This window comes from Marinomonas pollencensis, from assembly GCF_003387375.1.
Classification (GTDB): domain Bacteria; phylum Pseudomonadota; class Gammaproteobacteria; order Pseudomonadales; family Marinomonadaceae; genus Marinomonas; species Marinomonas pollencensis.
This window is the reverse complement of record NZ_QUNG01000008.1, coordinates 102,602-129,068: the sequence shown is the minus strand read 5'-3', so window position 1 is coordinate 129,068 and position 26,467 is coordinate 102,602. Positions and strand designations below refer to the sequence as shown.

At 46.1% G+C, this 26,467-nt stretch carries 24 protein-coding genes; 16 read left to right on the top strand and 8 right to left on the bottom strand.

Going from position 1 to position 26,467, the window contains the following annotated elements; genetic code table 11:
• Positions 1 to 51 precede the first annotated feature (51 nt).
• From chrA to DFP81_RS12630, 3 genes are all read right to left on the bottom strand, one after another.
• Positions 52 to 1,227, bottom strand: a complete 1,176-nt coding sequence (gene chrA, locus DFP81_RS12640) for a chromate efflux transporter (protein WP_115898252.1) — start codon at positions 1,225 to 1,227, stop codon at positions 52 to 54.
• Between the two features lie 70 nt (positions 1,228 to 1,297).
• Complete coding sequence (gene mutY / locus DFP81_RS12635) at positions 1,298 to 2,353, bottom strand: A/G-specific adenine glycosylase (RefSeq protein WP_115898251.1); 1,056 nt, start codon at positions 2,351 to 2,353, stop codon at positions 1,298 to 1,300.
• Between the two features lie 52 nt (positions 2,354 to 2,405).
• Positions 2,406 to 4,661, bottom strand: a complete 2,256-nt coding sequence (locus DFP81_RS12630; protein WP_115898249.1) for an AsmA family protein — start codon at positions 4,659 to 4,661, stop codon at positions 2,406 to 2,408.
• A 240-nt stretch (positions 4,662 to 4,901) separates the two neighbouring features.
• On the opposite strand from DFP81_RS12630, the gene hisB reads away from it, so the two are divergent.
• The 3 genes from hisB to hisF are packed head-to-tail and all read left to right on the top strand — an operon-like array spanning position 4,902 to position 6,968.
• Positions 4,902 to 5,495: an imidazoleglycerol-phosphate dehydratase HisB gene (gene hisB, locus DFP81_RS12625; RefSeq protein WP_115898247.1), complete on the top strand. Its 594-nt coding sequence runs from the start codon at positions 4,902 to 4,904 to the stop codon at positions 5,493 to 5,495.
• Between the two features lie 9 nt (positions 5,496 to 5,504).
• Complete coding sequence (hisH, locus tag DFP81_RS12620; protein WP_115898245.1) at positions 5,505 to 6,185, top strand: imidazole glycerol phosphate synthase subunit HisH; 681 nt, start codon at positions 5,505 to 5,507, stop codon at positions 6,183 to 6,185.
• 9 nt (positions 6,186 to 6,194) lie between these two features.
• Positions 6,195 to 6,968: an imidazole glycerol phosphate synthase subunit HisF gene (gene hisF, locus DFP81_RS12615; protein ID WP_115898244.1), complete on the top strand. Its 774-nt coding sequence runs from the start codon at positions 6,195 to 6,197 to the stop codon at positions 6,966 to 6,968.
• A gap of 113 nt (positions 6,969 to 7,081) precedes the next feature.
• Here hisF and DFP81_RS12610 read toward each other — a convergent pair whose 3' ends face one another.
• On the bottom strand, positions 7,082 to 7,588 hold the full coding sequence (locus DFP81_RS12610; RefSeq protein ID WP_115898242.1) for a hypothetical protein: 507 nt from the start codon (positions 7,586 to 7,588) through the stop codon (positions 7,082 to 7,084).
• Between the two features lie 199 nt (positions 7,589 to 7,787).
• On the opposite strand from DFP81_RS12610, the gene gshA reads away from it, so the two are divergent.
• On the top strand, positions 7,788 to 9,374 hold the full coding sequence (gshA, locus tag DFP81_RS12605) for a glutamate--cysteine ligase (RefSeq protein WP_115898240.1): 1,587 nt from the start codon (positions 7,788 to 7,790) through the stop codon (positions 9,372 to 9,374).
• Between the two features lie 77 nt (positions 9,375 to 9,451).
• Here the strand turns inward: gshA and yihA are convergent, their stop codons facing one another.
• Positions 9,452 to 10,096, bottom strand: a complete 645-nt coding sequence (gene yihA / locus DFP81_RS12600; RefSeq protein WP_115898238.1) for a ribosome biogenesis GTP-binding protein YihA/YsxC — start codon at positions 10,094 to 10,096, stop codon at positions 9,452 to 9,454.
• A gap of 197 nt (positions 10,097 to 10,293) precedes the next feature.
• On the opposite strand from yihA, the gene DFP81_RS12595 reads away from it, so the two are divergent.
• From DFP81_RS12595 to tatC, 9 genes are all read left to right on the top strand, one after another.
• Complete coding sequence (locus DFP81_RS12595) at positions 10,294 to 10,896, top strand: c-type cytochrome (protein WP_115898237.1); 603 nt, start codon at positions 10,294 to 10,296, stop codon at positions 10,894 to 10,896.
• A 173-nt stretch (positions 10,897 to 11,069) separates the two neighbouring features.
• Complete coding sequence (locus tag DFP81_RS12590; protein WP_115898235.1) at positions 11,070 to 11,699, top strand: thiol:disulfide interchange protein DsbA/DsbL; 630 nt, start codon at positions 11,070 to 11,072, stop codon at positions 11,697 to 11,699.
• 20 nt (positions 11,700 to 11,719) lie between these two features.
• Entirely contained in the window at positions 11,720 to 13,252 is a 1,533-nt protein-coding gene (locus tag DFP81_RS12585) for a GGDEF domain-containing protein (protein ID WP_115898233.1), read from the top strand.
• Positions 13,253 to 13,454: 202 nt separating this feature from the next.
• On the top strand, positions 13,455 to 14,210 hold the full coding sequence (ubiE, locus tag DFP81_RS12580) for a bifunctional demethylmenaquinone methyltransferase/2-methoxy-6-polyprenyl-1,4-benzoquinol methylase UbiE (protein WP_115898231.1): 756 nt from the start codon (positions 13,455 to 13,457) through the stop codon (positions 14,208 to 14,210).
• 1 nt (position 14,211) lies between these two features.
• Positions 14,212 to 15,855 carry a ubiquinone biosynthesis regulatory protein kinase UbiB gene (gene ubiB, locus DFP81_RS12575; RefSeq protein ID WP_115898230.1) on the top strand — a complete coding sequence of 548 codons (1,644 nt, stop codon included), beginning with the start codon at positions 14,212 to 14,214 and terminating at the stop codon, positions 15,853 to 15,855.
• A 16-nt stretch (positions 15,856 to 15,871) separates the two neighbouring features.
• Positions 15,872 to 16,204: a phosphoribosyl-ATP diphosphatase gene (locus DFP81_RS12570; protein ID WP_115898228.1), complete on the top strand. Its 333-nt coding sequence runs from the start codon at positions 15,872 to 15,874 to the stop codon at positions 16,202 to 16,204.
• Between the two features lie 11 nt (positions 16,205 to 16,215).
• Positions 16,216 to 16,434, top strand: a complete 219-nt coding sequence (gene tatA, locus DFP81_RS12565) for a Sec-independent protein translocase subunit TatA (RefSeq protein ID WP_115898226.1) — start codon at positions 16,216 to 16,218, stop codon at positions 16,432 to 16,434.
• A 3-nt stretch (positions 16,435 to 16,437) separates the two neighbouring features.
• Entirely contained in the window at positions 16,438 to 16,878 is a 441-nt protein-coding gene (gene tatB, locus DFP81_RS12560; protein ID WP_115898224.1) for a Sec-independent protein translocase protein TatB, read from the top strand.
• Between the two features lie 21 nt (positions 16,879 to 16,899).
• Positions 16,900 to 17,658 (top strand): twin-arginine translocase subunit TatC, encoded by a 759-nt coding sequence (gene tatC, locus DFP81_RS12555; RefSeq protein WP_115898223.1) that lies wholly within the window; start codon positions 16,900 to 16,902, stop codon positions 17,656 to 17,658.
• Positions 17,659 to 17,770: 112 nt separating this feature from the next.
• Here the strand turns inward: tatC and dtd are convergent, their stop codons facing one another.
• From dtd to thiI, 3 genes are all read right to left on the bottom strand, one after another.
• Positions 17,771 to 18,205: a D-aminoacyl-tRNA deacylase gene (gene dtd / locus DFP81_RS12550; protein ID WP_115898221.1), complete on the bottom strand. Its 435-nt coding sequence runs from the start codon at positions 18,203 to 18,205 to the stop codon at positions 17,771 to 17,773.
• Between the two features lie 207 nt (positions 18,206 to 18,412).
• A complete protein-coding gene (gene typA / locus DFP81_RS12545) occupies positions 18,413 to 20,233 on the bottom strand; it encodes a translational GTPase TypA (RefSeq protein WP_115898219.1) in 1,821 nt (606 codons plus the stop codon).
• Positions 20,234 to 20,493: 260 nt separating this feature from the next.
• A complete protein-coding gene (gene thiI, locus DFP81_RS12540) occupies positions 20,494 to 21,948 on the bottom strand; it encodes a tRNA uracil 4-sulfurtransferase ThiI (RefSeq protein ID WP_115898277.1) in 1,455 nt (484 codons plus the stop codon).
• A 335-nt stretch (positions 21,949 to 22,283) separates the two neighbouring features.
• Here thiI and glnA point away from each other — a divergent pair, with 335 nt between their 5' ends.
• From glnA to ntrC, 3 genes are all read left to right on the top strand, one after another.
• Positions 22,284 to 23,690 (top strand): glutamate--ammonia ligase, encoded by a 1,407-nt coding sequence (gene glnA / locus DFP81_RS12535; RefSeq protein ID WP_115898217.1) that lies wholly within the window; start codon positions 22,284 to 22,286, stop codon positions 23,688 to 23,690.
• Positions 23,691 to 23,897: 207 nt separating this feature from the next.
• Positions 23,898 to 24,983: a nitrogen regulation protein NR(II) gene (gene glnL / locus DFP81_RS12530; protein ID WP_115898215.1), complete on the top strand. Its 1,086-nt coding sequence runs from the start codon at positions 23,898 to 23,900 to the stop codon at positions 24,981 to 24,983.
• Positions 24,980 to 26,413 carry a nitrogen regulation protein NR(I) gene (ntrC, locus tag DFP81_RS12525; RefSeq protein ID WP_115898214.1) on the top strand — a complete coding sequence of 478 codons (1,434 nt, stop codon included), beginning with the start codon at positions 24,980 to 24,982 and terminating at the stop codon, positions 26,411 to 26,413. The genes glnL and ntrC overlap by 4 nt, the downstream gene beginning before the upstream one ends.
• The last annotated feature ends 54 nt before the right edge of the window (positions 26,414 to 26,467 follow it).

The following is a 26,467-nucleotide window of genomic DNA, read 5'->3' as shown; positions in this document are numbered from 1 at the left end:
TCAAGGTTTGTCACTGCCAGCATCATCTCGAACCAAGACTCTAATACAAACTTACAGATAGCTACGCAGCACACCGACTAAAATAAACGCGATAATCAACAAGAAAATCGAAGGGCGCTTAAACTTAAGCCACAAAAACCCCACCAGCGCACAAGCCAGATCCCAGCTACTCCCAATGCTAGAAGAAGCAATTGGATGGTACAAAGCAGCCATCAAGATCCCCACTACCGCGGCGTTTACACTGCCTACCCCAGAGCGAAAGCGAACATTCGTCGACAAGGTTTGCCACACATTTTGTCCACTTAGCATCAACAACAAACCAGAGGAAAAAACCGCCAAGGTAGCCACCGCAGCCCACAACCAGCCACTTTCACCATTTGGAGCCGCCGCCGCACCAAGAAAACTCGCCATGGTAAACATAGGGCCTGGCACCGCTTGCGCAGCGGCATAGCCTAATAATAGATTTGAGTCTGATACTGTATCGGAGACAAACGCCGACAGCATCGGTAGCACCACGTGACCGCCACCAAAAACTAAGGCACCCGCTTGATAAAAGCTCGCGAACAGCCCCAACAAACCGCCCTCAACAAAAAAGCTCGCGCCAAATATCCCCAGCGCGATTACCAAGAGCCAATAGGCAAAACGTATCTTGGGTAAGGCTTCAGTGTGTTCTGCTGTGGCTAATGGACTCAAGATGCCCACTCCAGCGGCCAACAACAAGACCACAATACTAGCCAGACCAAAGGGTACAAAAATAATAAACAAAGCACTTAATAGCGCCACCAGCATCATGCTTTTACGCTGACAAAATGAGCGCCACATAGTAAGACACGCATCCGCCACAACCACCACAGCCAGTAGTTTCAAAGCATGCACAACAGCATCAAATAACACACTGCCTTGCCATGCCTGACCAAATTTAGCCAACAACACCATGACCACAAAAGAAGGCAAGGTAAAAGCCAAAAAGGCGGCTAATCCACCAAGGAAGCCAGCATGGTGATAGCCGATTGCAAAGCCCACCTGACTCGACCCCGGCCCTGGAACAATCTGACTTAATGCCACCCACTGGGCGTATTGAGACTCTGTGGCCCATTTTTTACGCAGCACAAACTCCTGATTAAAGTAGCCTAAATGTGCCGCCGGACCACCAAAACTGGTGAATCCTAGCATCAGAAAAGAGACGAAAATTTCGCTAATGCGCTTGATTTGCGATCTGTCATCCATTGTTTTTGATTCCAATTAACGGATTCCCTGATATGAGAGTTTCCCCTAAAAGGAATACAACTCAGAAGTGCTAGCCTTCATTCATACTCTCTAATATGCTGCGAACCGGTGCTGGCAAGCCCAAGCTATAGACTTGTTCTACTGAAAAAAATTGATATTTACCAGATTCAAACACAGCACCAATAGGCCCAATATCAACTCGGCTTGGCTTAATGTCTAAATGGTAGTGGCTAAAGGTATGACGAAAACCGTTTAACGGCGCCATATTATAGATGCTCGTTTGGAAACGCTGCTCAACATGCAACGCAATACTCTCGTCGCAGGCTAGCTCAGGCAAACTCCACAGGCCTCCCCAAATACCTACTTGCGGACGTTTTTCCATGAGAATTTGGTTATCGTCATTTACTAGCACCAACAATTGCAGGCTTTTTTCAGGTTTTGCGGCTTTCTTCGGTTTGCGGATTGGAAATTGTGTTGGGTCTTCAGTACGACGCCCCAAACAGTCTTTCTCAAGCGGACAAATAAGACACTGAGGTTTAGAGCGCGTGCAAAGCGTGGCACCTAAATCCATCATCGCTTGGGTATAATCACCACAGCGTTCGCTGGGCATATAATGTTCGGCCAAGGCCCACATCGCATTTTCGGTTTTTTTCTCTCCAGGCCAAGTGGGTACCGCATGAAAGCGCGCCAATACTCGCTTTACGTTGCCATCCAAAATGGCGGCTTGCACACCACGAGAAATCGATAGAATAGCCGATGCCGTAGAACGACCAATACCTGGTAGCTCACACACCCCTTCGACACTCTGTGGAAATTCACTGTCTAGCTCATCCACCAGCATTTTTGCGGCTTTATGCATATTGCGGGCGCGAGCGTAATAACCTAACCCACTCCAATGGGCGAGTACCTCGTCCTGCTCTGCTGCCGCTAACGCCTCCACCGTTGGAAACGAGGCCATAAATTTATGGTAATAGGGGATCACAGTCGTTACTTGCGTCTGCTGTAACATAATTTCTGAGATCCAAACCCGGTAAGGTGTTTTCTCTTGTTGCCATGGCAGGTTTTTACGCCCAAACTCATCGAACCAGGCTAATACCCGTGGTGCGAAGTTTTCTACTGCTTGCATTCATTTCTCACACTATTGTCTTGCGCTATCAGCCTAAAAGACCTGCTCATGGTTAAAATAAGCTCTTCAACTTATCTTGTAATTTGTCTTGTAACTTCTCTTTTGCGCGTTCGATTTCCGCGTCTTTTTTCTCTTCAAATCGTTCTTTTTCGGCATCTAGCTTGTCTTGCAATTCCGCTTTCGCCAGATCGGCAAACACATCCCCAAAGCCTTTAATATCGGGACGACATAGGCTTGCAGGGTCGTCACTAAATTGACCTTTACAAATCACCGGAAACGCCAACTTAGCTACCTTCTCATTGACGCGACAAGCATGGTCCAGTTCACTGCCAGCCACGGCGACTTTGACTCGATAATCCAGAGAGTTATTTGGTAGCGAGACAATCCCATCGCCGGTAACCGATAGACCCACAGAGGTCATAGTCAAACCCGGTGTAGACACCTTGCCATTGACAATATGAATCGGAAAATCCATGGTTTCAAACGGCGTATTATCGCTAAAATCACTGCTATTCACGGTTTCTTTGCGTACTGCTGCGATCCCCTGACACACTGTTTTGGTCAAGTTCATTCCCACCAAAGCACCATCATTAATTTGCGCTAGGAAGTCGCCATTTAAATTCGCTTTTAGCACGTCTATTTGATTGCCTTGGGCACTCAACTCACCGGTTAACGAGGTGGTGCCAGAGAGTTTGTCCAGCTCCATAAAGTCTTTTAACAGAGGCTGGATTTCGATCCCTTTTACTTGCGTCGACATGGTCAGTTTCGGGTTACTCGTACGGGCATCGTAGGTGGCCTTAAGTGTCGCATTACCCTGATACAAATCGACCGCTGCTGGGGACACATTGACCAAGCCATTGGCCAGGGTCGCATCTAATTTAACACTGTCCAGTTGAAGTTTTTTGACCGTTAAATTATCGAAAACAAAACCAATATGACCATACAAGGAACGCACTAATTCTAATGGTACAAGCTCTTCATCAGTACTAGATGCCGCCTTCTGTGTGTTGCTTGATGCCGTCTCGGTACTGGCTTGTTTCTCGCTCGCTGCGCTGCCTTCGTCTGTGGCTTCCGGTGGCAGGTAGCGATCTAGATCTAAACTGTCGCCTTGAATATTCACATCCCAACGAAGTGGAGAGAGCTCGGTAACAATATTCGCCTGCAAATTGGTGTCATCCATAACCAAAGACAGGGGCTGAATAACCAACTCGTTGCGGCCTCCTTCTATTTTCACCTTGGCGCTGGCTTTGGTGAGGGCCGTACTATCTGCCATGGCTGGCAACGGGATGTTCAGTTGTTGCAACAAGTTCCGTGGGTTAAATTCGCTGACAGATAAGGACGCACTGTATTGCGGATTACTCAGTACTTGATAGAGCTGAGCTTTACCGGTGGCATTCACGCCTAACGCATTTACCGCGATTCCCTCCATAAAGAGGTTTTCTTGGGGCACATCCATATCCATCTGCTTAAGCGCGAGTTCCGCTTTCAACGGACTGACTGGCAAGGAGTCACCGCTTAGCTCAGTGACTAGGGAAGCATTTTCTAACGAGAAGGCTTCTCGGCTCGGGAACACAGTCAAATCGGCGTTCAACTTACTGGCAACCGTTAATGTATTATTGCCTGCTAGATCACTTTGCTTAATCACCGCATCCAACATCATTGGCCAAGCTTTATCCCATTGGACATTGCTTAAGTTCACATTGAAGTTTGCCTCAATTTTCTGCTGTGTTTGCTCATCGATATAGGTCACTTTCGCGTTATCAATTTTTAAGCTGTCTAGTTGTAAATCAGGAATGGCCTTGATATCAGCTCCTGAAGAGGTTGCCTGATAACTATTAGCGGTTGATGAACTATTACTCGCCGACGCGGTATTATTGCTGTTTGATGAACCGCTCGCTGTCGAGCTGGTCGCTTCGGCGTCTGGACTACGCTGCCAGTTACCTCGACCTGATGAGTCGACTTTCAAGCTGGCTTGTAGGTTTACTAAACGCACTCGGTCGACTTGAATGGTGTGTTTCAGCAAAGGCAAGATCGCCAAACCAAATTCGGCGCGATCAAATTGCAATATTTCAGGGTCTTTGCCCATCGCCACACCAATATCGTCTAATTCTAGGCCCAGCCAAGGGAAGAAAGTCCATTGAATATCACCATCAATGCGCAGATGGATGCCTGCTTTTTCTAAAGCGACTTTCTGTAGCTCTGTTTTAAATGAATCCGAATTAACAAAAAACATCACATAAGCCAGCACTGCAATAAGCAACACCAACAAAGCACCGATTACCACACTGAGCCTTTTTAGCCATAACATAGACGTGATTCCTTAGACTTAGTTTGCTGAATGACTAACATAATAGCACTGCAACCCTAGGTTTATCGATCCAATAGCAACAAGTCATTAAAAACGACACGTAAAGGATAGAAGCCTGAGACCCCTCGTTCTATAATGGCGGCAACGATAATTTTCAATGACAATCTATAACGGCAATCTAAACAGACTGTCTAATCCGTGATGCCAACGCGTCACGATTCAACGTGGAGAACCCAATCAATGTCCGACCGCATTGCTAGTGTCGAGCGTAATACGCTGGAAACTCAGATCAAGGTATCAATTAACCTAGATGGTACTGGTAAATTCAATTGCTTCACCGGCGTACCTTTTCTAGACCATATGCTCGAACAAGTTGCTCGTCATGGCTTAATCGACTTAGATATCCACGCGGTTGGTGACCTTCACATTGACGCACACCATACGGTAGAAGATCTAGGTATCACCTTAGGCCAAGCGTTTGAAATTGCTGTTGGCGATAAAAAAGGCATCAAGCGCTACGGCCACGCCTATGTTCCATTAGACGAAGCACTGTCTCGCGTGGTGATCGACTTTTCTGGTCGTCCAGGATTAGAAATGCACGTACCTTTCACCCGTGCATCTGTGGGTGGCTTTGATGTGGATTTGTTCTCTGAGTTTTTCCACGGCTTCATCAACCACGCGAAAGTCACTCTGCACCTTGATAACTTGCGTGGTAAGAACACCCACCACCAAGCGGAAACCATTTTCAAAGCATTCGGTCGTGCGCTTCGCATGGCACTAGAAGTAGACGAGCGTATGGCAGGTCAAATGCCATCGACTAAAGGCTGTTTGTAGGACTTTCGCATGAACGAGATTAAAAAATCGGTTGTTGCCGTCATCGATTACGGCATGGGCAACCTGCACTCGGTGGCCAAAGCATTAGAGTTTGTTGCCGATGAAAACACCCAAGTGGTGGTTACCAGTGATCCGGCGGTTATCGATGCGGCCGATCGCGTGTTATTACCTGGCGTCGGCGCTATTCGTGATTGTATCGGCGAGATGCACAACACAGGTTTAGTACCTAGTATTCGCAAAGCCATGGCTGAAAAACCCTTTTTGGCGATTTGTGTAGGCATTCAATCTTTGATGTCCCACAGCGAAGAAAACGGCGGCGTAGATTGTTTGGATCATTTCAAAGGCAACGCCCTTTTCTTTGGTGAAAAACACACAGATCATGACGGCAGCAAACTGAAAGTGCCGCACATGGGCTGGAACCAAGTCAAACAGAGCATTAATCACCCGTTATGGGAAGGCATTCCAGACAACGCACGTTTTTATTTCGTACACAGCTTCTACGTTGTGCCAGAAAACAAAAACGAAGTGGCTGGCACCTGTGATTATGGCTTGGAGTTTTGCGTTGCTTTGTCCCGCGACAATGTTTTCGCGGTGCAATTCCACCCAGAAAAAAGCCATAAAGACGGCCTTCAACTGTACAAAAACTTTATTCACTGGGATGGCAAACCCTCTTCGGCCAACAAAGATTAGGAGCCTGTTATGGGATTAGCAAAACGTATTATTCCTTGTCTTGATGTGGACAATGGCCGCGTCGTCAAAGGCGTTCAATTCGTTGATATTCGTGATGCCGGCGACCCAGTAGAGGTGGCAAAACGTTACAACGAGCAAGGGGCGGATGAGATTACCTTCTTAGACATTACCGCCAGCTCTGACGACCGTGCAACTACGGTACATATGGTAGAAGCCATTGCCAGTCAGGTTTTTATTCCGTTGACTGTCGGTGGTGGTATTCGCACCTGTGAAGACATTCGCCGCATGCTAAACGCAGGCGCGGACAAAGTTGGTATCAACACGGCCGCCGTCTTTAACCCTGAGTTTGTCCGCGAGGCCGCTCAACGCTTTGGCTCACAATGTATCGTCGTGGCCATTGACGCGAAAAAAGTCAGCGCAGAAGGCGAAGCCGATAAATGGGAAATTTTCACCCACGGTGGCCGTAAGCCGACAGGACTTGATGCGGTTGAATGGGCGAAAAAAATGGTCGAATACGGGGCAGGAGAAATCCTGTTAACGAGTATGGATCGTGATGGCACAAAAAATGGTTTTGATTTGGGTGTCACCCGTGCGATCAGCGAAGCGGTTCACGTTCCTGTGATTGCCTCTGGCGGTGTCGGCAACCTCGACCATCTGGTTGATGGTGTCACCGAAGGCAAAGCCGATGCGGTGTTGGCGGCGAGTATTTTCCATTTTGGCGAATACAGCATCCAACAAGCGAAAGAACGCATGAGTGACGCTGGCATCGAAATGCGCTTATAACCTCAAGCGCTTAGTGACAAAGACTAAAAAGGCGACTCTCTTTACGAAAGTCGCCTTTTTTTATTACGGCTCGAGTTGGTCTATTAACCCTGACTCAGCAGCGGCCACGGCGATTAGTTGTTCGCCGCCGTTCTTAGTGCCTTAGTAGAAGACACATCAAACTCAAACCAGATGTTCTTTTCATCTCCGTTATTCTCGATCAAGGTCGCTTTGACCTGCCAAGTCACATCCTCCGTTTCGGATTCTGGTAAACGGATTGTTCCTTGCCATACATTCGGCTCAGGTTTTTGCGTTAAACGAATTGAACTCACCCCCATGTAGACTTCTTTGCAACTTAGGGTCAATCGAATAGTATTCGTTTTATCAGCTAAGTCTTGCGGTAATGACAAAGACACGGGTATCGGTGTATTAACATGCACCCCTTCGTCAAAAGACAAGGTCGCTGGCATTTCTTCACCAGGTAAAGAAACAACGCACTCATGTTCTGTTTTATCGCATTGGCCGATATCAGATAATCGCTGTTGAGGAATGATTTTATCCACTCCCCAAGTTAGAGCAACAATAATAATAAGCGCTAACGCCGACCAAAAGCCTATCTGCTTTAATCTAACTGTGTTCATGCTGCACTCAACATTTGTCGATCTTATACAATGAATGAAGCATTATTTTACCGATCGTATGAATTAATAACTACAATGGACTAAGGATCGATTTTGCAATCTTTCGTCAGATGGAAAATGTCAGCTTGCTGCCAATAAGCTCGGCCGAGTACAATCAGCGCTAATTATACTTGTCATATTTTTATTGAAGGATAACTTCTTGACTACCTTAACTGATGCTTTAAATGCGCTCGCGAGCCATTGCCAACAAAGTGACTCTTCAGCTGCACTAACGTTTCATCGCGGAGTAGAGCGAGAAGCACTTCGTGTCGACCGATCGCAAGGTCGCATTTCCCACAAACCACACCCTAAAGCATTGGGCGCAGCATTAACGCACCCCTCCATTACTACCGATTATTCCGAATCTCTTATGGAGTTCATCACTCAGGTACACCCGAGTGTTGAAGGCGTTATTCAAGAGCTAACGGATATTCATCATGTGGTTAACCATGAGCTGGCCAAACAGGATGAGTGTTTGTGGCCTGCCAGCATGCCCTGTTACTTAGAAAGCAATGAAGATGTGCCGATTGCGTATTTTGGTGAGTCGAATACCGGCAAGTTAAAACGAGTTTATCGTGAAGGCTTATCCAATCGTTATGGCCGCATCATGCAATGCATCGCAGGCATGCATTATAATTTTTCCTTTGACGCGTCTTTTTGGCAGTTCTTAACTAAGTATAAAGGGAAAACAGCACTCACAGCGGCACAGCAACAAGACTTCCAATCGGACAGTTATTTTACGCTGATTCGTAACTTCCGTCGTAATTCGTGGATGTTATCCTTATTATTTGGCGCCTCACCAGCCATAGATGCAAGCTTCCTAGGAAATAAGCCAGACAGTTTATCCGATTTGGAAAAGCATACTTGGGTCGGCACTAAAGCGACATCGTTACGTATGAGCGACATGGGCTACCAAAACAAAGCCCAAGCGGATCTGTTCGTTTGCTATAACGAAGTGCACACTTATATTCAGACGATTAAAACGGCACTTAAGACCCCTTACCCTAGTTACCAAGAAATTGGCGTTAAGGTAGACGGTCAATACCGCCAGCTAAACAGCAACTTGCTACAAATTGAAAACGAATATTACAGTGATATTCGCCCTAAACGCGTCACCAAGCCCGGCGAACACCCAAGCAGCGCGTTACAAGATCGTGGTGTCGAATACATTGAAGTGCGCATCATGGACATTGACCCGGATTCATCAATCGGTATGACCCCATCGACGCTGTATTTTATTGATGTCTTTTTGCTTTATTGCACCTTGTGTGATGACACCTTGTTAGACATTGATGAATGCCATCAATTGCGCGTTACACAACAAGAAATTGCTTCCCGTGGCCGTGAACTGGACGCCGAATTTGATTTCGGTAAGGGCCCAGTTCGGTTACGTGATCAAGCCAATAAACTGCTTGCGCAACTAAAAGAAGTGGCGCAATTCCTTGTCGCGCAAACAGGCAATCAAGCTTACCTAGACGCCGTTGTTGAGCAAGAAACGAAAATCGCACAAGACGCATTGCTGCCTTCATCACAACTGCTGGCTCGCTGCCAACAAGCACAAGGATTCCAGCCTGCTATGCTGTCATTGGCGAAAGAGCAGCAAGCCGCTTGGTTAGCCACTCCAGTGAGTGGGAAGGCGCTTGATCATTTTGCGAATTTGGCAGAAAAATCGCTTGCCGAACAACAGCAAATTGAACAACAAGACAGTGTTGATTTTGATACTTTCTTGGCGGCTTACCAAGCCTAAAGACAAACCATAGAGACAAAAAAGGCCTCAAAAATTGAGACCTTTTTTTATGGTGTATTCGTTTCGCTCGCGCATAATTAAGCGTGCGGAGAAACAGGAATCTCGTCTAACTTATCAAACACCAACCAAGAGGCTAAACGATTACGCAATTCATCAAGACCGTCATTGTTTAGGGCAGAGAAAGTTTGCACTGTGCCATCTACACCCTGCTCTTTTATCGCTTTTTGCACACTCAACATAGAAGCTTTGGCTGGACCACGCTTCAGTTTGTCAGATTTTGTTAGCAAAACGTGGACTTTCATGCCATTCGACTTAGCCCAATCCAACATCATCTCATCAAACTCTTTTAATGGATGGCGAATGTCCATCACCAATACCACCCCCGCTAACGAGCGACGGTTCATTAGGTAATCTTGCATGTGTGCTTGCCATACTTTTTTCATGGCGATCGGCACTTTTGCAAAACCGTAACCTGGTAAATCGATCAGACGTCTATCGCTTATGCTTAGACCAAAGCAGTTGATCAATTGAGTTCGGCCTGGCGTCTTCGAAGTTCGAGCCAGTTTCTTTTGGTTGGTCAAAGTATTTAATGCGGTAGATTTACCAGCATTAGAGCGACCAGCAAAAGCAACCTCAAGACCTTGATCAAGTGGGCATTGTGAAAGCTTTTCGGCACTTTTGATAAAGTGGGCGGAGCGGAATATAGAGTCAAAAGGAGTCATAAGTTGGTATTCGTCTGTGGAATCGGGATTAGCGTTCACGTTTATTCATCGGTTGTATATAATGCCTGCGAATCGCTCTTTTTGCCATGTTTTCGCCACTAAATCTGCGTAAAAATCCATTTAGTCGGCGAATAGAACGATTTCTAACAAGATCCCCTGACATTCTTCTATTTTCTCTCTATCGACAAAGGTTAACCATGCAGCGCTTATGTCTCAGTTTATTACTCATTGTTAGCAGCGTTTGCCTCGCCCAAACGTATGATGCGAGCGGCCAAGGTAAAGCGCTTACTACACGCTGCATTGCTTGCCATGGGGAAGATGGCAATGGCCATATTGCTGTTTTTCCCAAACTGGCTGGACAACAACCAAGCTATTTACTCAAACAACTCACGGATATTCAATCTGGGCAACGCCACGTTCCGCAAATGGCAGGACTATTGGACAATTACTCCGCACAAGACTTATCAGACATCGCCAGTTACTTTGCGGGCCAGCAAATCACCCTAGAGCACACCGCACCAGATTATCTTGAGCAAGGGGCGACCCTATACCGATTTGGTAACCCAGAGACCGGCGTGACAGCTTGTGCAGCCTGCCATGGTCCAGCCGGAAAAGGCATTAATTCGGCACGTTTTCCGGCCTTAGGTGGGCAGTTTGAGGGCTACACCAAAGCGCAGCTACAGGCGTTTAAAAACGGGACAAGAAACAACGACATGGCCAACATCATGCAACAGATTGCGAAACCACTCAGCAACGCCGAGATTGATGCTGTTGCCAATTATTTACAGGGGCTTCATTAGCCCACAATGTTCAAAAAATAAATTAATGCGTCAAGCACTTAGTGCGACCTTGTAAGTTTTACGTAAACTTGGTCAAATGAAAGAACTTTATGCAAGGCAATGCATCGAATTAAAGCGAAAATCTGGCAATATAACCGCCAGTCTCGATAAACATTGATCACCAGGAGCCATCAATGAAAAAGCTATTTTCAGCGCTAATTCTTACCTTACTTATTCCGCTAACATCCTACGCCCAAGATTACAGCGATGGAAACGGCTACACTACTATTGCTAACCCAGTGCGAACTGACGACCCAAGCAAGGTCGAAGTCCGTGAAGTGTTTTGGTTTGGTTGTCCTCACTGTTACCACCTAGAGCCTTACACGCAAGCATGGAAAAAAACCATTGCTAACAACGACAAGGTAGATTTCAATTACATGCCTGCGGTATTTGGCCGTAACTGGTTAGCCCATGCCAAAGCATTTTACGTTGCCGACCTATTAGGTATTGAAGACAAGGTTCACGATGACATTTACACTGCAATTCATGTCAAACGTGAGCGCCTAAACACAGAAGATTCATTGGCTGCTTTTTTTGCTAACTATGGTGTAAGCGAAGATGAGTTCCACAAACAGTTCAATTCCTTCGCAGTAGAAAGTCGCCTTAACCAGGCGGATGCAAGGATTCGTGCTTACGGCGTGCGTGGCACCCCAACGATTGTGGTAAATGGTAAATATTTGGTCGATGCTTCCACTGCTGGCGGCAACGAAAACATCTTTAATGTGGTGAACTACCTCATTAAGAAAGAAGAGCAAAATAAGTAATTATTAGTATGTGAGGCTCCATGACGGACACATCTCAAATTCAGCTGGTTAACGCTTTACGTAAAGCAGTCTCAAGGACGAGTCTACTAGCTGAGGGGAACGACCCTGAGTTGGACCATGCCGTTCGTCAAATTCGCTTGCAGATTAGCAAAGGGGCAGATGCCACCGCAATTCAAGCGATACTAGACAACGTGGAGCCTCTGCTGCTTAAAGTGGACGAAGCAAGACTAACCCGAGCAAAACACTTTAGAGAGACACTTCACGACCTGATCGATATCTTAGATCATCACGGACAACAGGTTCCACAAAGCCAGAAAAATGCGTTTGAGAGTGCGATTCGTAGCCATTGGCAATCCGTCCCCCACTGGCCCAGCTTACTCAAAGAATACCTCGCCTTAATAGAAGCTAGTCTTGCTCATAATGCTCAAGTAGAAACTAAAAAAGCCCCCCTCATTGCTCGCTTATTTAAACGCGCCCAACCAGCAAAAACCAAGCTCAACAATCAAGAAGTGCTACAACAAGTGCGCCATACCCTCATCGGGTTACTAAGCAATTTGGCACTCCCTAGTGACTATGACGAACAAATTTCTGAGCTGAAAAACACCTTAGCGCAAAATAAAAACTTTAACGATTTCCCCAAAATTCTCGATGAATTGATCGCCCTGATCATGATCGCGATTGGTAACACCCAAGAAGGTTTGACCAGCTACCTTAATGAGCTGAATAAACAACTGGCCAGTATCAATGACTCCATTGTAAAAAGTTACCGCAGCCAAAAGAGCCTTTCTGAAAGCCGTGAAGGCCTGAATACAAGCATGCAAAAGCAAGTTCAAGAAGCGGCCAACGCAGTGCAACAAGCAGATGATCTGGACAGTTTAAAAGCATTAATCAATGAGCGCATGGCCAACATATCTGACACCATGGCACAGTACCGTAAGCAAATGCTTGCCCAAGAGAAAATGTCGACTCAATCCATCTCTTTGCTGAAAAGCAAAGTCACTCGCATGGAAAAAGACACCTCTTCATTGCGCACCAGTCTGCAAGAAAAATTAGCCCAAGCCATGACAGACGCCCTCACCGATTTACCAAATCGAGCAGCGTACCAAGATACTATTTTGCCACTGTGCAGCAACTCGCTTGCCAACGGCAGTCCTTTGAGCCTGGCCATTTGTGACATCGACTTTTTCAAACAAGTAAATGATACCTGGGGGCATCTCGCTGGCGATAAAGTACTGCGCTTGGTTCCCAGACAAATTCGCAATGTGCTGGCAGCATCAGATTTATTATTCCGCTACGGTGGCGAAGAGTTTGTCATCGTGTTTCCAGGCACCCCTCTAAGCGATGCCCAGCAGCGTGCTGAAGCGATCCGTAAAGAAGTGGAAAAAGCACCGTTTAACGTTAATGGCGAGCCAGTATCCATCACTGTCTCTATTGGTTTAGCAGAACTGACACAAGAGAATTACGAAACCTTCTTTTCCCGTGCGGACAAACAGCTGTATTCCGCTAAAGAAGCAGGTCGTAACAAGGTGATGGTGGATAACCCAGAAACATAATAATGCCATAATCCGAGGCACTGACTTTTCCCACGGTGAGGCTTAAAGGCGGCCATTTAAGACCCTCTCTCTAGGCCAACACCAAGAAGGCGTATTCATACCTTCCCTAGCCTCCTCGGGGCAGTTACAATGCTTTACTAATGTGTACGCACCGCAGTTCAAGAATTTGGCGCGTCTTGGCGCCCTTAGGATGATGTAATTTATGCAAGACGATCAGAAAAAAACCACCCACTTTGGCTTTAAAGAAATCCCTACCGACGAGAAAGTTCAGGCCGTTGCCAATGTCTTTCACTCAGTGGCCGCAAAATACGACATTATGAACGACTTAATGTCAGGGGGTGTGCATCGTCTGTGGAAACGCCATACTATTAGTCAATCAGGCGTCCGAGCAGGCAACAAAGTATTAGATATTGCTGGCGGAACAGGTGACCTTACCCTGAAGTTCTCTCGCTTAGTCGGCAGCGAAGGACAAGTAATACTGGCTGACATCAACGACTCCATGCTCAAAGTCGGTCGTGATAAATTAGCCAACCATGGCGTAGTAGGAAACGTAAAATTTGTCCAAGCTAACGCCGAAGCACTTCCTTTTCCAGACAATACCTTCGATTGCATCACCATCGCCTTTGGCTTGCGTAATGTTACCGACAAATCCAAAGCCTTGGCGTCTATGTATCGTGTCCTAAAACCAGGCGGCCGCTTATTGGTGTTGGAATTCTCAAAACCGGAATCCGAGATGTTGTCGCAGGTTTATGACCATTACTCATTCCGCTTATTGCCATTTATGGGCAAAGTCATTGCTAACGATGCCGAAAGCTATCGTTACCTAGCAGAATCCATTCGCATGCACCCAGACCAAGAAACCCTGAAAGGCATGATGGATGAAGTGGGCTTTGAGCGTACCAGCTACCAAAATATGACTGGCGGCATTGTTGCCCTACATAAAGGATTTAAATTCTAATATGTTCACCAGCGCCTTTCGTTTAACGCGCATCATTTTGACCGTGCTGCGCTTTCGCCTTGATGCTTTAATTCCATTTGATAAATTACCTTGGTATTTACGTTATACCTTAGGCTTATTGTGTCAATTAGGCCGTAAACGAGCGATTCAAAACCGAGGCGAGCGGTTGCGCTTGGCCCTTGAGTCACTGGGTCCTATTTTCGTCAAATTCGGCCAAATTTTGTCTACTCGCCGCGACCTACTGGACGACGATATAGCTGATGAGTTGGCCAAACTGCAAGATAAGGTGCCAGCGTTTTCAGGTAAAACAGCCCAGGCGATTATCGAGCGCGACTTAAAAGCCCCGGTGAGCGAACTGTTTGCTGAATTTTCCGCGACCCCCCTAGCTTCTGCTTCCATTGCACAGGTGCATACAGCCACCTTGCATTCAGGTGAAGAGGTGGTGGTAAAGGTGATTCGCCCGAATATTGAGAAAACCATTCGCCAAGACATCGGCTTGCTTTATACCTTGGCGCACTTTATTGCCAAAAGCAGCTCAGATGGCCGTCGTTTACGCCCTGTCGAAGTCGTTACCGATTACGAATACACCATATTAGACGAGTTAGACTTAGCCAAAGAAGCCGCCAACACCGGGCTCTTACAACGTAACTTTACGGACTCTGAACTGCTCTACGTCCCTCAAGTATATTGGGATTACTGCCAAAAGAATGTCATGGTGATGGAGCGTATTTCAGGCATTCCGGTAGCGGACATAAAAGCCTTAAACGCCGCAGGCACTAATATGAAGTGCTTGGCAGAGCGCGGCGTGGAAATTTTCTTTACCCAGGTTTTCTCACACAGTTTTTTCCATGCCGATATGCACCCTGGCAATATCTTTGTGGATGTTTCCAACCCTGAAAAGCCTAAGTACATAGCAATCGATTGCGCCATTATGGGCAGCTTAGATGATGCAGACAAAAACTACCTAGCGCGTAACCTATTGGCCTTTTTCCAGCGCGATTACCGCTTGGTTGCAGAGCTTCATGTGGAAAGTGGCTGGGTGCCAAAAGAAACCCCTGTGCACGCTTTTGAATCCGCGATTCGCAGCGTTTGTGAGCCCATGTTTGCTAAGCCTCTGAAAGACATTTCATTTGGTCAGGTATTGATTGGCTTATTTCAAACCGCGCGTCGCTTTAATATGGAAGTCCAACCACAGTTGGTTTTGCTTGAAAAAACACTGCTCAATATCGAAGGGTTAGGACGTCAGTTGTACCCTGATTTAGACTTGTGGGTCACTGCCAAGCCCTTCCTAGAACGCTGGATGCACCAGCAAGTTGGACCGAAGCGTTTATTTGAGGAGGTGCGTAAACAAGCTCCTGAATGGGCAGGCCAAATGCCGAAGATCCCTAATTTGATCTTCTCCGCCCTAAGCCAAGCCTCGCACCAAGAAGAACGTATGCAAAGCCACACCGCCGCTATTGTTGAGTTAAGCAAAGAGGTGAAGAAGACACGCCGCGGCTTACCGTTCCGATTATTGGGGCTGGTCAGCCTTGGAACCGCCTGGTTGACGATCAACCCTGAGGCGTTAAAACACTTGCAAAGCGCTGACATGTTAAGCATTTCGCTGTTTATTGTTGGTCTATACTTATTGATATTAAAACCGTAACATTCGTGAGATTATAATGAAGATTGATGTATTAGCTGAACTCGCTGCCACTCTAGAACAACGTAAAACGGCAGCGGCAGATTCCTCTTATGTTGCTAGCCTGCACGCAAAAGGGTTAAACAAAATTCTTGAGAAAGTAGGCGAAGAAAGTACCGAAACTATTATCGCTGCTAAAGACGCTCTGACGTCACAAGACAAATCAGAGCTAATTAATGAAACAGCAGATTTATGGTTTCATACACTGGTTATGCTATCCCACCTTGATTTAGGTCCGGATGACGTTTTAAATGAATTAGCGCGTCGCTTCGATTTATCAGGATTAGAAGAGAAGGCGAATCGCTCTAAATAGGAGTATTGAAGATGTTAGGTGGTATCAGTATTTGGCAGTTACTTATTGTTTTGGCTATCCTTGTTCTTATTTTCGGCACTAAAAAATTAAAAAACCTTGGTGGTGATTTAGGCGGTGCCGTAAAAGGCTTTAAAGAAGCCGTTAACAAAGAAGATGAGAGCGAAGAATCAAACATGGCGCAAAACAAAGTCATTGATTCTGAATCTAAAAAAGACGACAAGAGCGTTTAATCTGTGTTCGATATTGGCTTCTCAGAACTGCTTGTTGTTTTCGTTGTGGCCTTGATTATTCTGGGCCCAGAACGCCTTCCTACTGCGGCCAAAACCGCCGGTCTTTGGGTGCGTAAAATACGCCGCTCGATTAGCTCTGTGCAGCGTGAAATTAACGCCCAGCTAGACCAAGAAGAATTGCAGCAGAAAATCAGCCAGACCAATCAGCGCATTATGAAAGAAGGCAATGACATTCAAAACATGATCACGCCTTTACCAGAATCTGCGTTGGCTAAGCAAAGCGGCGAACAACATCAACAAGCAAACCCAGAGCACTCCAGCCCTGCCTCATCAAAAAGCATTGAACAGGCCAATAACCTAGCCCCAGAGGCGCCAACGACGATGGCCGCCAGCACGGCAACAACAGGCACATCAGACAGCACGGCTGAAACATCTCGCTCTTAATTTATTGGTAGATTGTTAACTATGAGTACTGATTCTTCTGCGCAGGCACCACTTGTCGCCCATTTAATAGAACTAAGAAACCGACTATTAAAATCTGTCTTGGCAATTTTAGTCATCTTTATTGGCTTGTATTTCTACGCCAATGAACTCTATATGATAGTGTCTGAACCGCTAAGAATGCTGCTCCCCAAAGGCAGCTCCCTGATCGCCACCGAAGTCGCCTCACCTTTCTTAGCCCCATTAAAACTGACGTTTGCCATTTCCGTCTTGCTGTCGATACCTTATACCCTATATCAAGCTTGGTCCTTCATTGCCCCAGCCTTGTATAAAAACGAAAAGCAAATCGCCATTCCGTTGCTTATCTCCAGTATCCTTTTGTTTTACGGCGGCGTTCTGTTCGCCTATTACGTGGTACTGCCACTGATTTTCGGCTTTTTTACCACAGTCGGACCTGGTGATGTGACCGTTATGACGGACATCAACAATTACCTGAACTTTGTCTTAAAGCTCTTCTTTGCCTTTGGGGTGACGTTTGAAATTCCTGTGGCGACTTATTTATTGGTAAAAGCTGGGGTGACAACCGTGGCAACCCTATCAAAGAAACGCCCTTATGTTTTTCTCGGCTGCTTTGTTATCGGGATGCTAATCACACCGCCCGATATCTTCTCACAAACGCTTCTCGCCATCCCTATGTGGATGCTTTTTGAATTAGGCTTGCTGGCTGGAAGAACCGTAAAAAGAGAAGAAGAGAGCGCTGAGGAAGCTCCTGAGGCAAGTTAATCGCAAGATAAGACAATAATCGGTTTGTTAATAAAGCGGCGAGTTTTCCACAGCCGCTTTTTTTTGCCCTGTTTATTCTTGCCGATAGACACCTAATCGAGCATAAAACCATTTAATCCAGCATAAAAGTAACGGGACCATCATTGGTGAAGGATACCTGCATGTCAGCACCGAAGCGGCCTGTCTCAACCTGGGCGTACTGAGCTCGAACCTTATCCACAAAGTCATTAAATAAACGCTCGCCTTCCGCAGGAATGGCAGCTGTGGAAAAGCCTGGGCGAAGGCCTTTTTTGGTGTCGGCCGCGAGGGTAAATTGAGACACCAACAAAACACCACCAGAGGCTTGCTGGACATTTAAATTCATCTTCCCATCTTGATCAGAAAACATACGGTACTTTAGCAGCTTATCCGCTAGGCGCTGCACATCTTGCTCCGTATCACCTCTTTCAATGCCTACCAAGACTAGCTGTCCATGATCGATGGCGCCGATCACCTCACCATCTACTGAGACGCTGGCATTTAAAGCTCGCTGCACTAATACTTTCATGGCTACTCCTTTTGAATGCGCTGTGTTTTTCTATGCTTATGGCTATTTAAGAGCGCGCTGCGCTACTTTAGAGGACAACTCATCCCCCAGAAAAAACAAAAGCGCCCGAAGGCGCTTATGTCGCTCACGAAACCACTTGCGTGGCTCCATTTGCTGCTGCTCTTTTAAACCACTCTGACGAGTCGCTTATTAAAGAATCGCTATTTCTTACTTACGACCAGCGCGTTTACGCTCGTTTTCAGTCAATAGTTTCTTACGAACACGGATGCTTTCTGGTGTTACTTCTACCAACTCATCGTCTTCGATAAACTCAAGCGCTTGCTCAAGCGTGTGCTTGATTGGTGGCGTCAACGTCAAGGCTTCATCCGTACCAGAAGCACGTACGTTAGTTAGCTGCTTACCTTTTACAGGGTTAACGGCTAAGTCGTTGTCACGTGAGTGAATACCGATGATTTGACCTTCGTAGATATCTACCGCATGGCCTAGGAACATACGACCACGACTTTGTAGGTTAAACAAAGCGTACGCGGCTGTTTTACCCGTCAACATACTCACTAGTACACCGTTTTGACGACTGCTAACATCACCTTCTTTAACTGGACCGTAGTGGTCAAAGACGCTAGTCATGATACCAGAACCGGAAGTCAAGGTTAGGAACAAGCCACGGAAACCGATCAAGCCACGAGATGGCGCGATGAACTCAAGGCGTACACGGCCTTTACCATCTGGTTCCATGTTAGTTAACTCAGCTTTACGCAAGCCAAGCTCTTCCATGATAGAACCTTGATGCTGCTCTTCAACGTCGATAACCACTTGTTCGTATGGCTCTTGGATTTTGCCGTCAACTTCTTTTTGAACTACTTCAGGACGAGACACACCCAGCTCAAAACCTTCACGACGCATGTTTTCGATCAATACAGAAAGGTGAAGCTCACCACGACCGGAAACTTTAAATTTATCAGGCGTATCACCTTGCTCAACGCGCAATGCTACGTTGTGGATCAACTCTTGGTCTAGACGGTCTTTGATGTTACGAGAAGTAACATACTTACCTTCTTTACCAGCGAACGGAGAATCGTTCACCATGAATGTCATGCTTACTGTAGGCTCATCAACAGTCAATACTGGCAATGCTTCTACGCACTCTGGGTTACACAAGGTGTCAGAGATGCTTAGACCGTCGATACCATTAATACAAACGATATCACCAGCAGACGCTTTTTCTGTGTCTACACGTTGTAGACCGTGGTAGCCCTTCACGTTTAGGACTTTACCTTTACGCTCTTTACCATCAGAAGATTTGATCACTACTTGCTGGTTTGGAGACAAGCTACCGCGTGTGATACGGCCGATACCGATAACACCAACATAAGCATCGTAATCCAATGCAGAAACCTGCATTTGGAACATGCCTTCTGGATCAACATCAGGCACTGGCACGCTGTCGACGATCATTTGGTAAAGCGGCGTCATGTCTTCTGCCATAGCTTCTGGATCGTTACCAGAAATACCATTGATTGCAGAAGCGTAGATAACAGGGAAATCAAGCTGCTCTTCAGTGGCGCCTAGGCTATCGAACAAGTCAAAAACTTGATCCATTACCCAATCAGGACGCGCGCCTGGGCGGTCAATTTTGTTGATAACAACGATTGGACGCAAACCACGCTCAAATGCTTTTGATGTTACGAAACGCGTTTGTGGCATAGGGCCATCTACTGCGTCTACCAACAACAATACAGAATCTACCATGGACAATACGCGCTCTACTTCACCACCGAAGTCTGCGTGTCCAGGTGTGTCTACGATATTAATACGGTAATCGTTCCACATGATTGACGTGTTTTTCGCCAAGATTGTGATGCCACGCTCTTTTTCTTGGTCGTTGGAGTCCATGATTCGTTCTGAACCTTGGTCTTTACGATCTAGCGTACCAGATTGACTTAAAAGCTGATCAACCAAGGTTGTTTTACCGTGGTCAACGTGGGCAATAATAGCTACGTTACGTAACTTATTGATATCATTAGACATTATATTTCTCTGCATTAAGCGTAAGCAAAAAGATGTATCGCTGCTTGGCGCGAGCAGTGATGCTCTTCAAGCGCGTTGAATCTCAGTACGGGGTAAAATTCGCGCAATTGTACCCTTATATTTGTGAAGATCCCATTAAACTGACTAAAAAAGTCAACAAATAATCTTCTTCAGGCATTTACTCCACCTTTTTATGGCGCAGCAAATGACGCAAAACCCAGTTCTTGTTGCCAGCCTAATTGACCAGCAACTCGCCTTTATTAAGGCAGGTAAATCCCCACATTCTTATTGCCTTTACCCAGCAAATAAGAAGCATGAATGCGGCTCATCACCCCTTTACCGCAATACAATAAATGCATCACATCGGCGTCTAACTCAGACCATTTTGAGTCCAATGCAAAAAATGGAATGACTTTAACAGGTCGACCACTGACTTTTAGTGGACGCTTCAAGGCTTCGTCAGGGTGACGAATATCAATAATGATTTCATTACCCACCGGCATGCGCACTTCAGGCACTTCCCCTTGATATTGCTTCTCTACATCGTCCATCACATTTTGGATCGACATGACTCGCATATCTTCTACGGCTTTATCCAACACCGCAAAATCGAAATTGGCTTCTTGTTTCTCAACACGGTGCATTTTCGCACGAGTGGTGGGTTTCACGGAAATAACACCACAAAACTCCGGCATACTCGCCGCAAAGGGTGCGGTTCCAATCTCAATGGCTTTATCAATGATTTCTTGCTTATTGGTGGTGATTAAAGGGCGCAGCACCAACTCATCGGTGACTTGATCAATGACTTTTAGGTTGACCAAGGTTTGACTGGAAACCTGGGCAACACTTTCTCCTGTCACCAAGGCTTTGGCATTCACCCCTTCCATCACTTGTGTTGCTGCACGCAACATCATGCGCTTGAGGATTACCCCCATTTCCGCATTGTCTACCTTAGTTAGGATCTCACCTACCACTTCTTCAAAAGGAACGGTAACAAATTTTACGTTCAAACCTGAGCCATACTTTTCCCATAAAAAGTTAGACACTTGCTTAACGCCAATTTCATGGGCATCACCACCTAAGTTAAAGAAACAAAAATGGGTTTTCAGACCACGACTCATGGTGAGGTAAGAGCTGACGGTGGAGTCATAGCCGCCTGACATTAATGACAACACAGAATCTTGAGAGCCAATTGGGTAACCACCCAAGCCCTCTACACGTTGCTCAATCATCCATACGCGATCGTCACGAATGTCGATTGGCACCAACACATCAGGATCTTTTAGGCGCACACTGTGGGCACCAGACTTTGCTTTAAGGCAGCCACCAATATAACGCTCCGCTTCTACAGAAGAAAAGCCATGCTCCTTTCCTACACGCTTAACGCGCACAGCAAACACGGCGTCTTTAAGAATATCCCCATAGGAGACTAACGCTTGATCCACAATACCGTCTAAATCCACCAACGGAAATTCACGGACAAACTGGAAATGAGCAATGCCAGCTATATTCGACAGTGCTTCAGTAAAATCAGCCCTAAGCTCATCACGCTCTGACAACACCTCAATGAAATCCCAATTACCTGCTACCACCACATCCGCATCGTGCTGTTTTAGCACTAGCTTTATGTTTTGACGCAGCTGTTTGATAAATGATTTTCGTACAGGACGACTTTTAATGGTGATTTCAGCGAAAAACTTAACAATAAATTTCATAAGGAGTGCGTTGCATGCCAGGTAATTAAAAACGGGGCTCATTATAGAGAAAAGCCAAAGCGGACGAAAACAATATATTCGCACCAAAAAAGGGCGCAAAAGAATAAATCGCACCAAAAATAAACGGAAGTTTTTGTGCTGACCTATTTTAGGGCCATTCGTGTGCGCCTTCATAGGGCGATATTTTTGTATCTTATTGTTATATAAGGGTTTAATAAAACGCCCAAAATTCTGGCACAGCTTGTGCTAAGTAATCTATCAACAGCGCTTCACCTTGAAGCATTTTAAATACTATATCGGAACAAATTTCTTTTTAATCAATTGGAGAACCAACTATGTCAAACAAGACCCTTGCTTTGATTGCTGAACACGACGCGAAGTGGGTTGACCTTCGCTTTACCGATTTCAAAGGTAAAGAGCAGCATGTGTCTATCCCAGCTTCTACTGTGGATGAAGAGTTTTTTGAACACGGTCAAATGTTTGACGGTTCCTCAATCGCTGGTTGGAAAGGCATCAACGAATCCGACATGATCATGATGCCACAAGACGACACCGTTATTGTGGATCCATTTACAGAAGAATCTACCCTGATCGTTCGTTGTAACATCATCGAGCCATCTACTATGCAAGGCTACGACCGCGACCCTCGCTCTGTTGCGCTACGTGCAGAAGAGTTCCTTAAGTCTACTGGTCTTGGCGACACTGCATTCTTTGGTCCTGAGCCAGAGTTCTTCGTTTTTGACGACGTTAAATGGAAAACAGACATGTCTGGTTCTTGTGTTGAAATCAACGCAGAAGAAGCAGCTTGGGCGTCCAACAAGAAATTCGAAGGCGGCAACATGGGCCACCGTCCTGTTGTTAAAGGCGGTTACTTCCCTGTACCACCGGTTGACTCTCACCATGACCTTCGTGGCGCTATGTGTGGTGCTATGGAATCTATGGGCTTGGAAATCGAAGTTCATCACCACGAAGTGGCAACTGCAGGCCAAAACGAAATCGGTGCTAAATTTAACACTCTAGTTAAAAAAGCCGATGAAGTTCAAATCCTTAAGTACTGTGTACACAATGTTGCTCACGCTTACGGCAAAACAGCGACATTCATGCCAAAACCAATCGTTGGCGATAACGGTTCTGGTATGCACGTTCACCAATCTTTCTGGAAAGATGGCGTTAACCAATTTGCTGGTGACCAATACGCTGGCCTGTCTGAAATGGCGCTTTACTACATTGGCGGTATCATCAAGCACGCTAAAGCATTGAATGCGTTCACTAACGCTTCAACTAACTCTTACAAGCGTCTTGTTCCTGGCTTTGAAGCCCCTGTTATGCTAGCTTACTCAGCTCGTAACCGTTCTGCTTCTATCCGTATTCCTTACGTTGCTAGCCCTAAAGGCAAGCGTATCGAAGCACGTTTCCCTGATCCAACCGCTAACCCATACCTAGCATTCTCAGCAATGTTGATGGCTGGCCTTGACGGTATCAAAAACAAGATCCACCCTGGCGATGCTGCTGACAAAGATTTGTACGATCTTCCAGCGGAAGAAGCATTGGCTATCCCACAAGTTGCGGGCAGCCTAGAAGAAGCACTTAAGTGCTTAGACGAAGACCGCGAGTTCTTGACTCAAGGTGGCGTTTTCTCTGATGAAATGATCGATGCTTACATCGAGCTTAAAGCGGGTGAAGCTCAGCGTGTTGCAATGACAACAACACCTCTTGAGTTCGAACTTTACTACAGCGTATAAATGTAGAAAGCCATAAAGACAAAGCAAAGCCCCGATTCAATTTGGGGCTTTTTTTTGCCCTCGAAAAAAACATATATTTATAGTTGCACCAAAACAGAGCACAATACCTTTATAGACTCTGGAAATACCCAATGAAATCAGTCTTCTTTATGGCACATTGTTGGTTCGTATTTTGCAGTCCATTAGAGTCACTAAAGAGGCACGACTGTGTATAGCTTATTAATAGATCGTTTATCAACGGCTGTGGTACAAGTAGACCGCGAGCTGAATATTGAATATTTAAACCCAGCAGCTGAAATGCTATTGGCCATTAGCCGTAAGCGCATTTATGGTCAGGAACTAGGGGTAGTGTTCCGTGAAGATGAAGCCAGTGTCGCGTCTTTGTTTAACGCGATAGAATCCGGCCACCCGTTTACCAAACGGGAAGCGGAAGTTGAAATAGCCAACGGCAAAAAGTTATTTTGCGATTACACGGTAACGCCTGTTATCGGCACCATTAACACCACCGACAGCCTGCTGATTGAGCTTTACCCTAGAGACCGTATGAAACGCATATCTCTAGAGGATGAACTGATTGCCAACCATCAAACCAGTAAAGAATTGGTGCGCAATCTGGCCCACGAAATTAAAAACCCATTGGGTGGTATTCGAGGAGCGGCGCAATTGATAAGCCGCGCCTTTACCGACGAAGCATTGAAAGACTACACCCAGGTTATTATCGAAGAATCAGATCGCCTGCGTGATCTGGTCGACCGCTTACTCGGCCCTCGTCAGCTACCAAAAACAAAAGAGTTGAATATCCATCGGGTGATTGAACGCGTCAAACAACTGATCCAGGTTGAATCAGAAGGTTTGATTGATATTGTGCGTGACTATGACCCAAGCATCCCTGATATTGTGGGCGATGAATCTCAATTAATCCAAGCCCTACTCAATGTTTCCCGCAATGCAATGCAGGTTTTATTGGAGCAAGACGACAACCCTCACAGACAAATTCGTTTCGTAACACGAGCATTACGACAGTTCACCATAGGCGCAAAACGCCATCGTTTAGTCTGCAAAGTCAGCATTATTGATAATGGTCCTGGCATTCCGGAAGCGTTATTAAAAACTCTATTTTACCCAATGGTTAGCGGTCGCGCTGATGGCACTGGACTTGGGCTGTCAATTTCCCAATCCGTTATCCACCAACATAACGGCATTATCGAGTGCCAGAGCCAGCCACATAACACCGAATTTAATATTTTAATTCCTATTGAGACGCGGGCCCTAGGCAAGGAGAAAGACATATGACACAACACGAGACCGTCTGGATTGTAGATGACGACAGATCGATTCGCTGGGTACTAGAAAAAACCTTAGAACAAGAAGGGATCCATTGCCGTCTGTTTGAGTCCGCCGAACACTTAGTGGACCTGATTGACCAAGAACAACCCAGCGCAATCATCAGTGACATTCGCATGCCTGGCATGGATGGCTTAACCCTGTTGAACAAGTTACAAAATGATCACCCGCACTTGCCTGTCATCATTATGACGGCGCATTCTGACTTAGAAAGCGCGGTTGCATCTTATCAGGGCGGTGCGTTTGAGTATTTACCGAAACCTTTTGATGTAGAAGAAGCCGTCAGCCTAGTAAAGCGCGCGATTTTACACCACCAAAACGCCATGCCTAGCATTGAAGAAACCACCGAAGAAGTTGAAACTCAGGTAGACAAAGACATTATTGGTGAAGCACCTGCCATGCAAGAAGTGTTTCGTGCCATTGGTCGCTTAGCCAATTCCAATATTACCGTGCTGATTAACGGAGAATCGGGAACCGGTAAGGAGCTGGTCGCTCAAGCCTTGCACACTCACAGCCCAAGGGCGGCCAACCCCTTTATTGCTCTCAATATGGCGGCTATTCCCCACGATTTGATCGAGTCTGAGTTATTTGGCCATGAGAAAGGCGCTTTCACCGGTGCCAATACCCAACGACGCGGCCGTTTCGAACAAGCCAATGGCGGCACCTTATTCCTTGATGAAATCGGTGACATGCCTGCCGAAACGCAAACTCGACTATTGCGAGTTTTAGCCGATGGGGAATTTTACCGTGTGGGTGGCCATACGCCTGTTAAAGTGGATGTTCGTATTATTGCTGCAACGCACCAAAACTTAGAAGGTTTGGTATTAAAAGGTTCGTTTCGAGAAGATTTATTCCATCGTTTAAATGTCATCCGTATTCATTTACCTAAATTGGCAGAGCGACGTGAAGATATTCCTAAACTGGCACGCCACTTTTTAAGCCGTGCTGCAGAAGAGCTGGCGGTAGAGCCTAAACTGCTCAGCAAGGAAACAGAAAACTATCTCACCAGACTTGATTGGCCTGGTAATGTCCGACAACTTGAAAATACCTGCCGATGGCTAATCGTAATGGCATCTGGGCGTGAAGTCTTAGTCGAAGATTTACCACCAGAACTATTATCCGAAGCCCCTAGCGAGCAACCTTTTGGTTCTTGGGAAGATGCTCTTAAGAGCTGGGTAGATAGCGCCCTAGCCAGTGGCCAAAAAGGCATTTTAGAGCAAGCCGTGCCTAAGTTTGAGCGGATCATGATTGAAACGGCATTAGCCCATACCGCAGGGCGACGCCGAGACGCTTCATTATTATTAGGCTGGGGCAGAAACACCCTCACCCGGAAAATAAAAGAGCTAGGAATAGATAATACTGAGCAAGAAGAAGATTAATTTTCCACTAGCAGATGGCGGCAGAAAACACTTGGCATCATTGATTGCCAATTC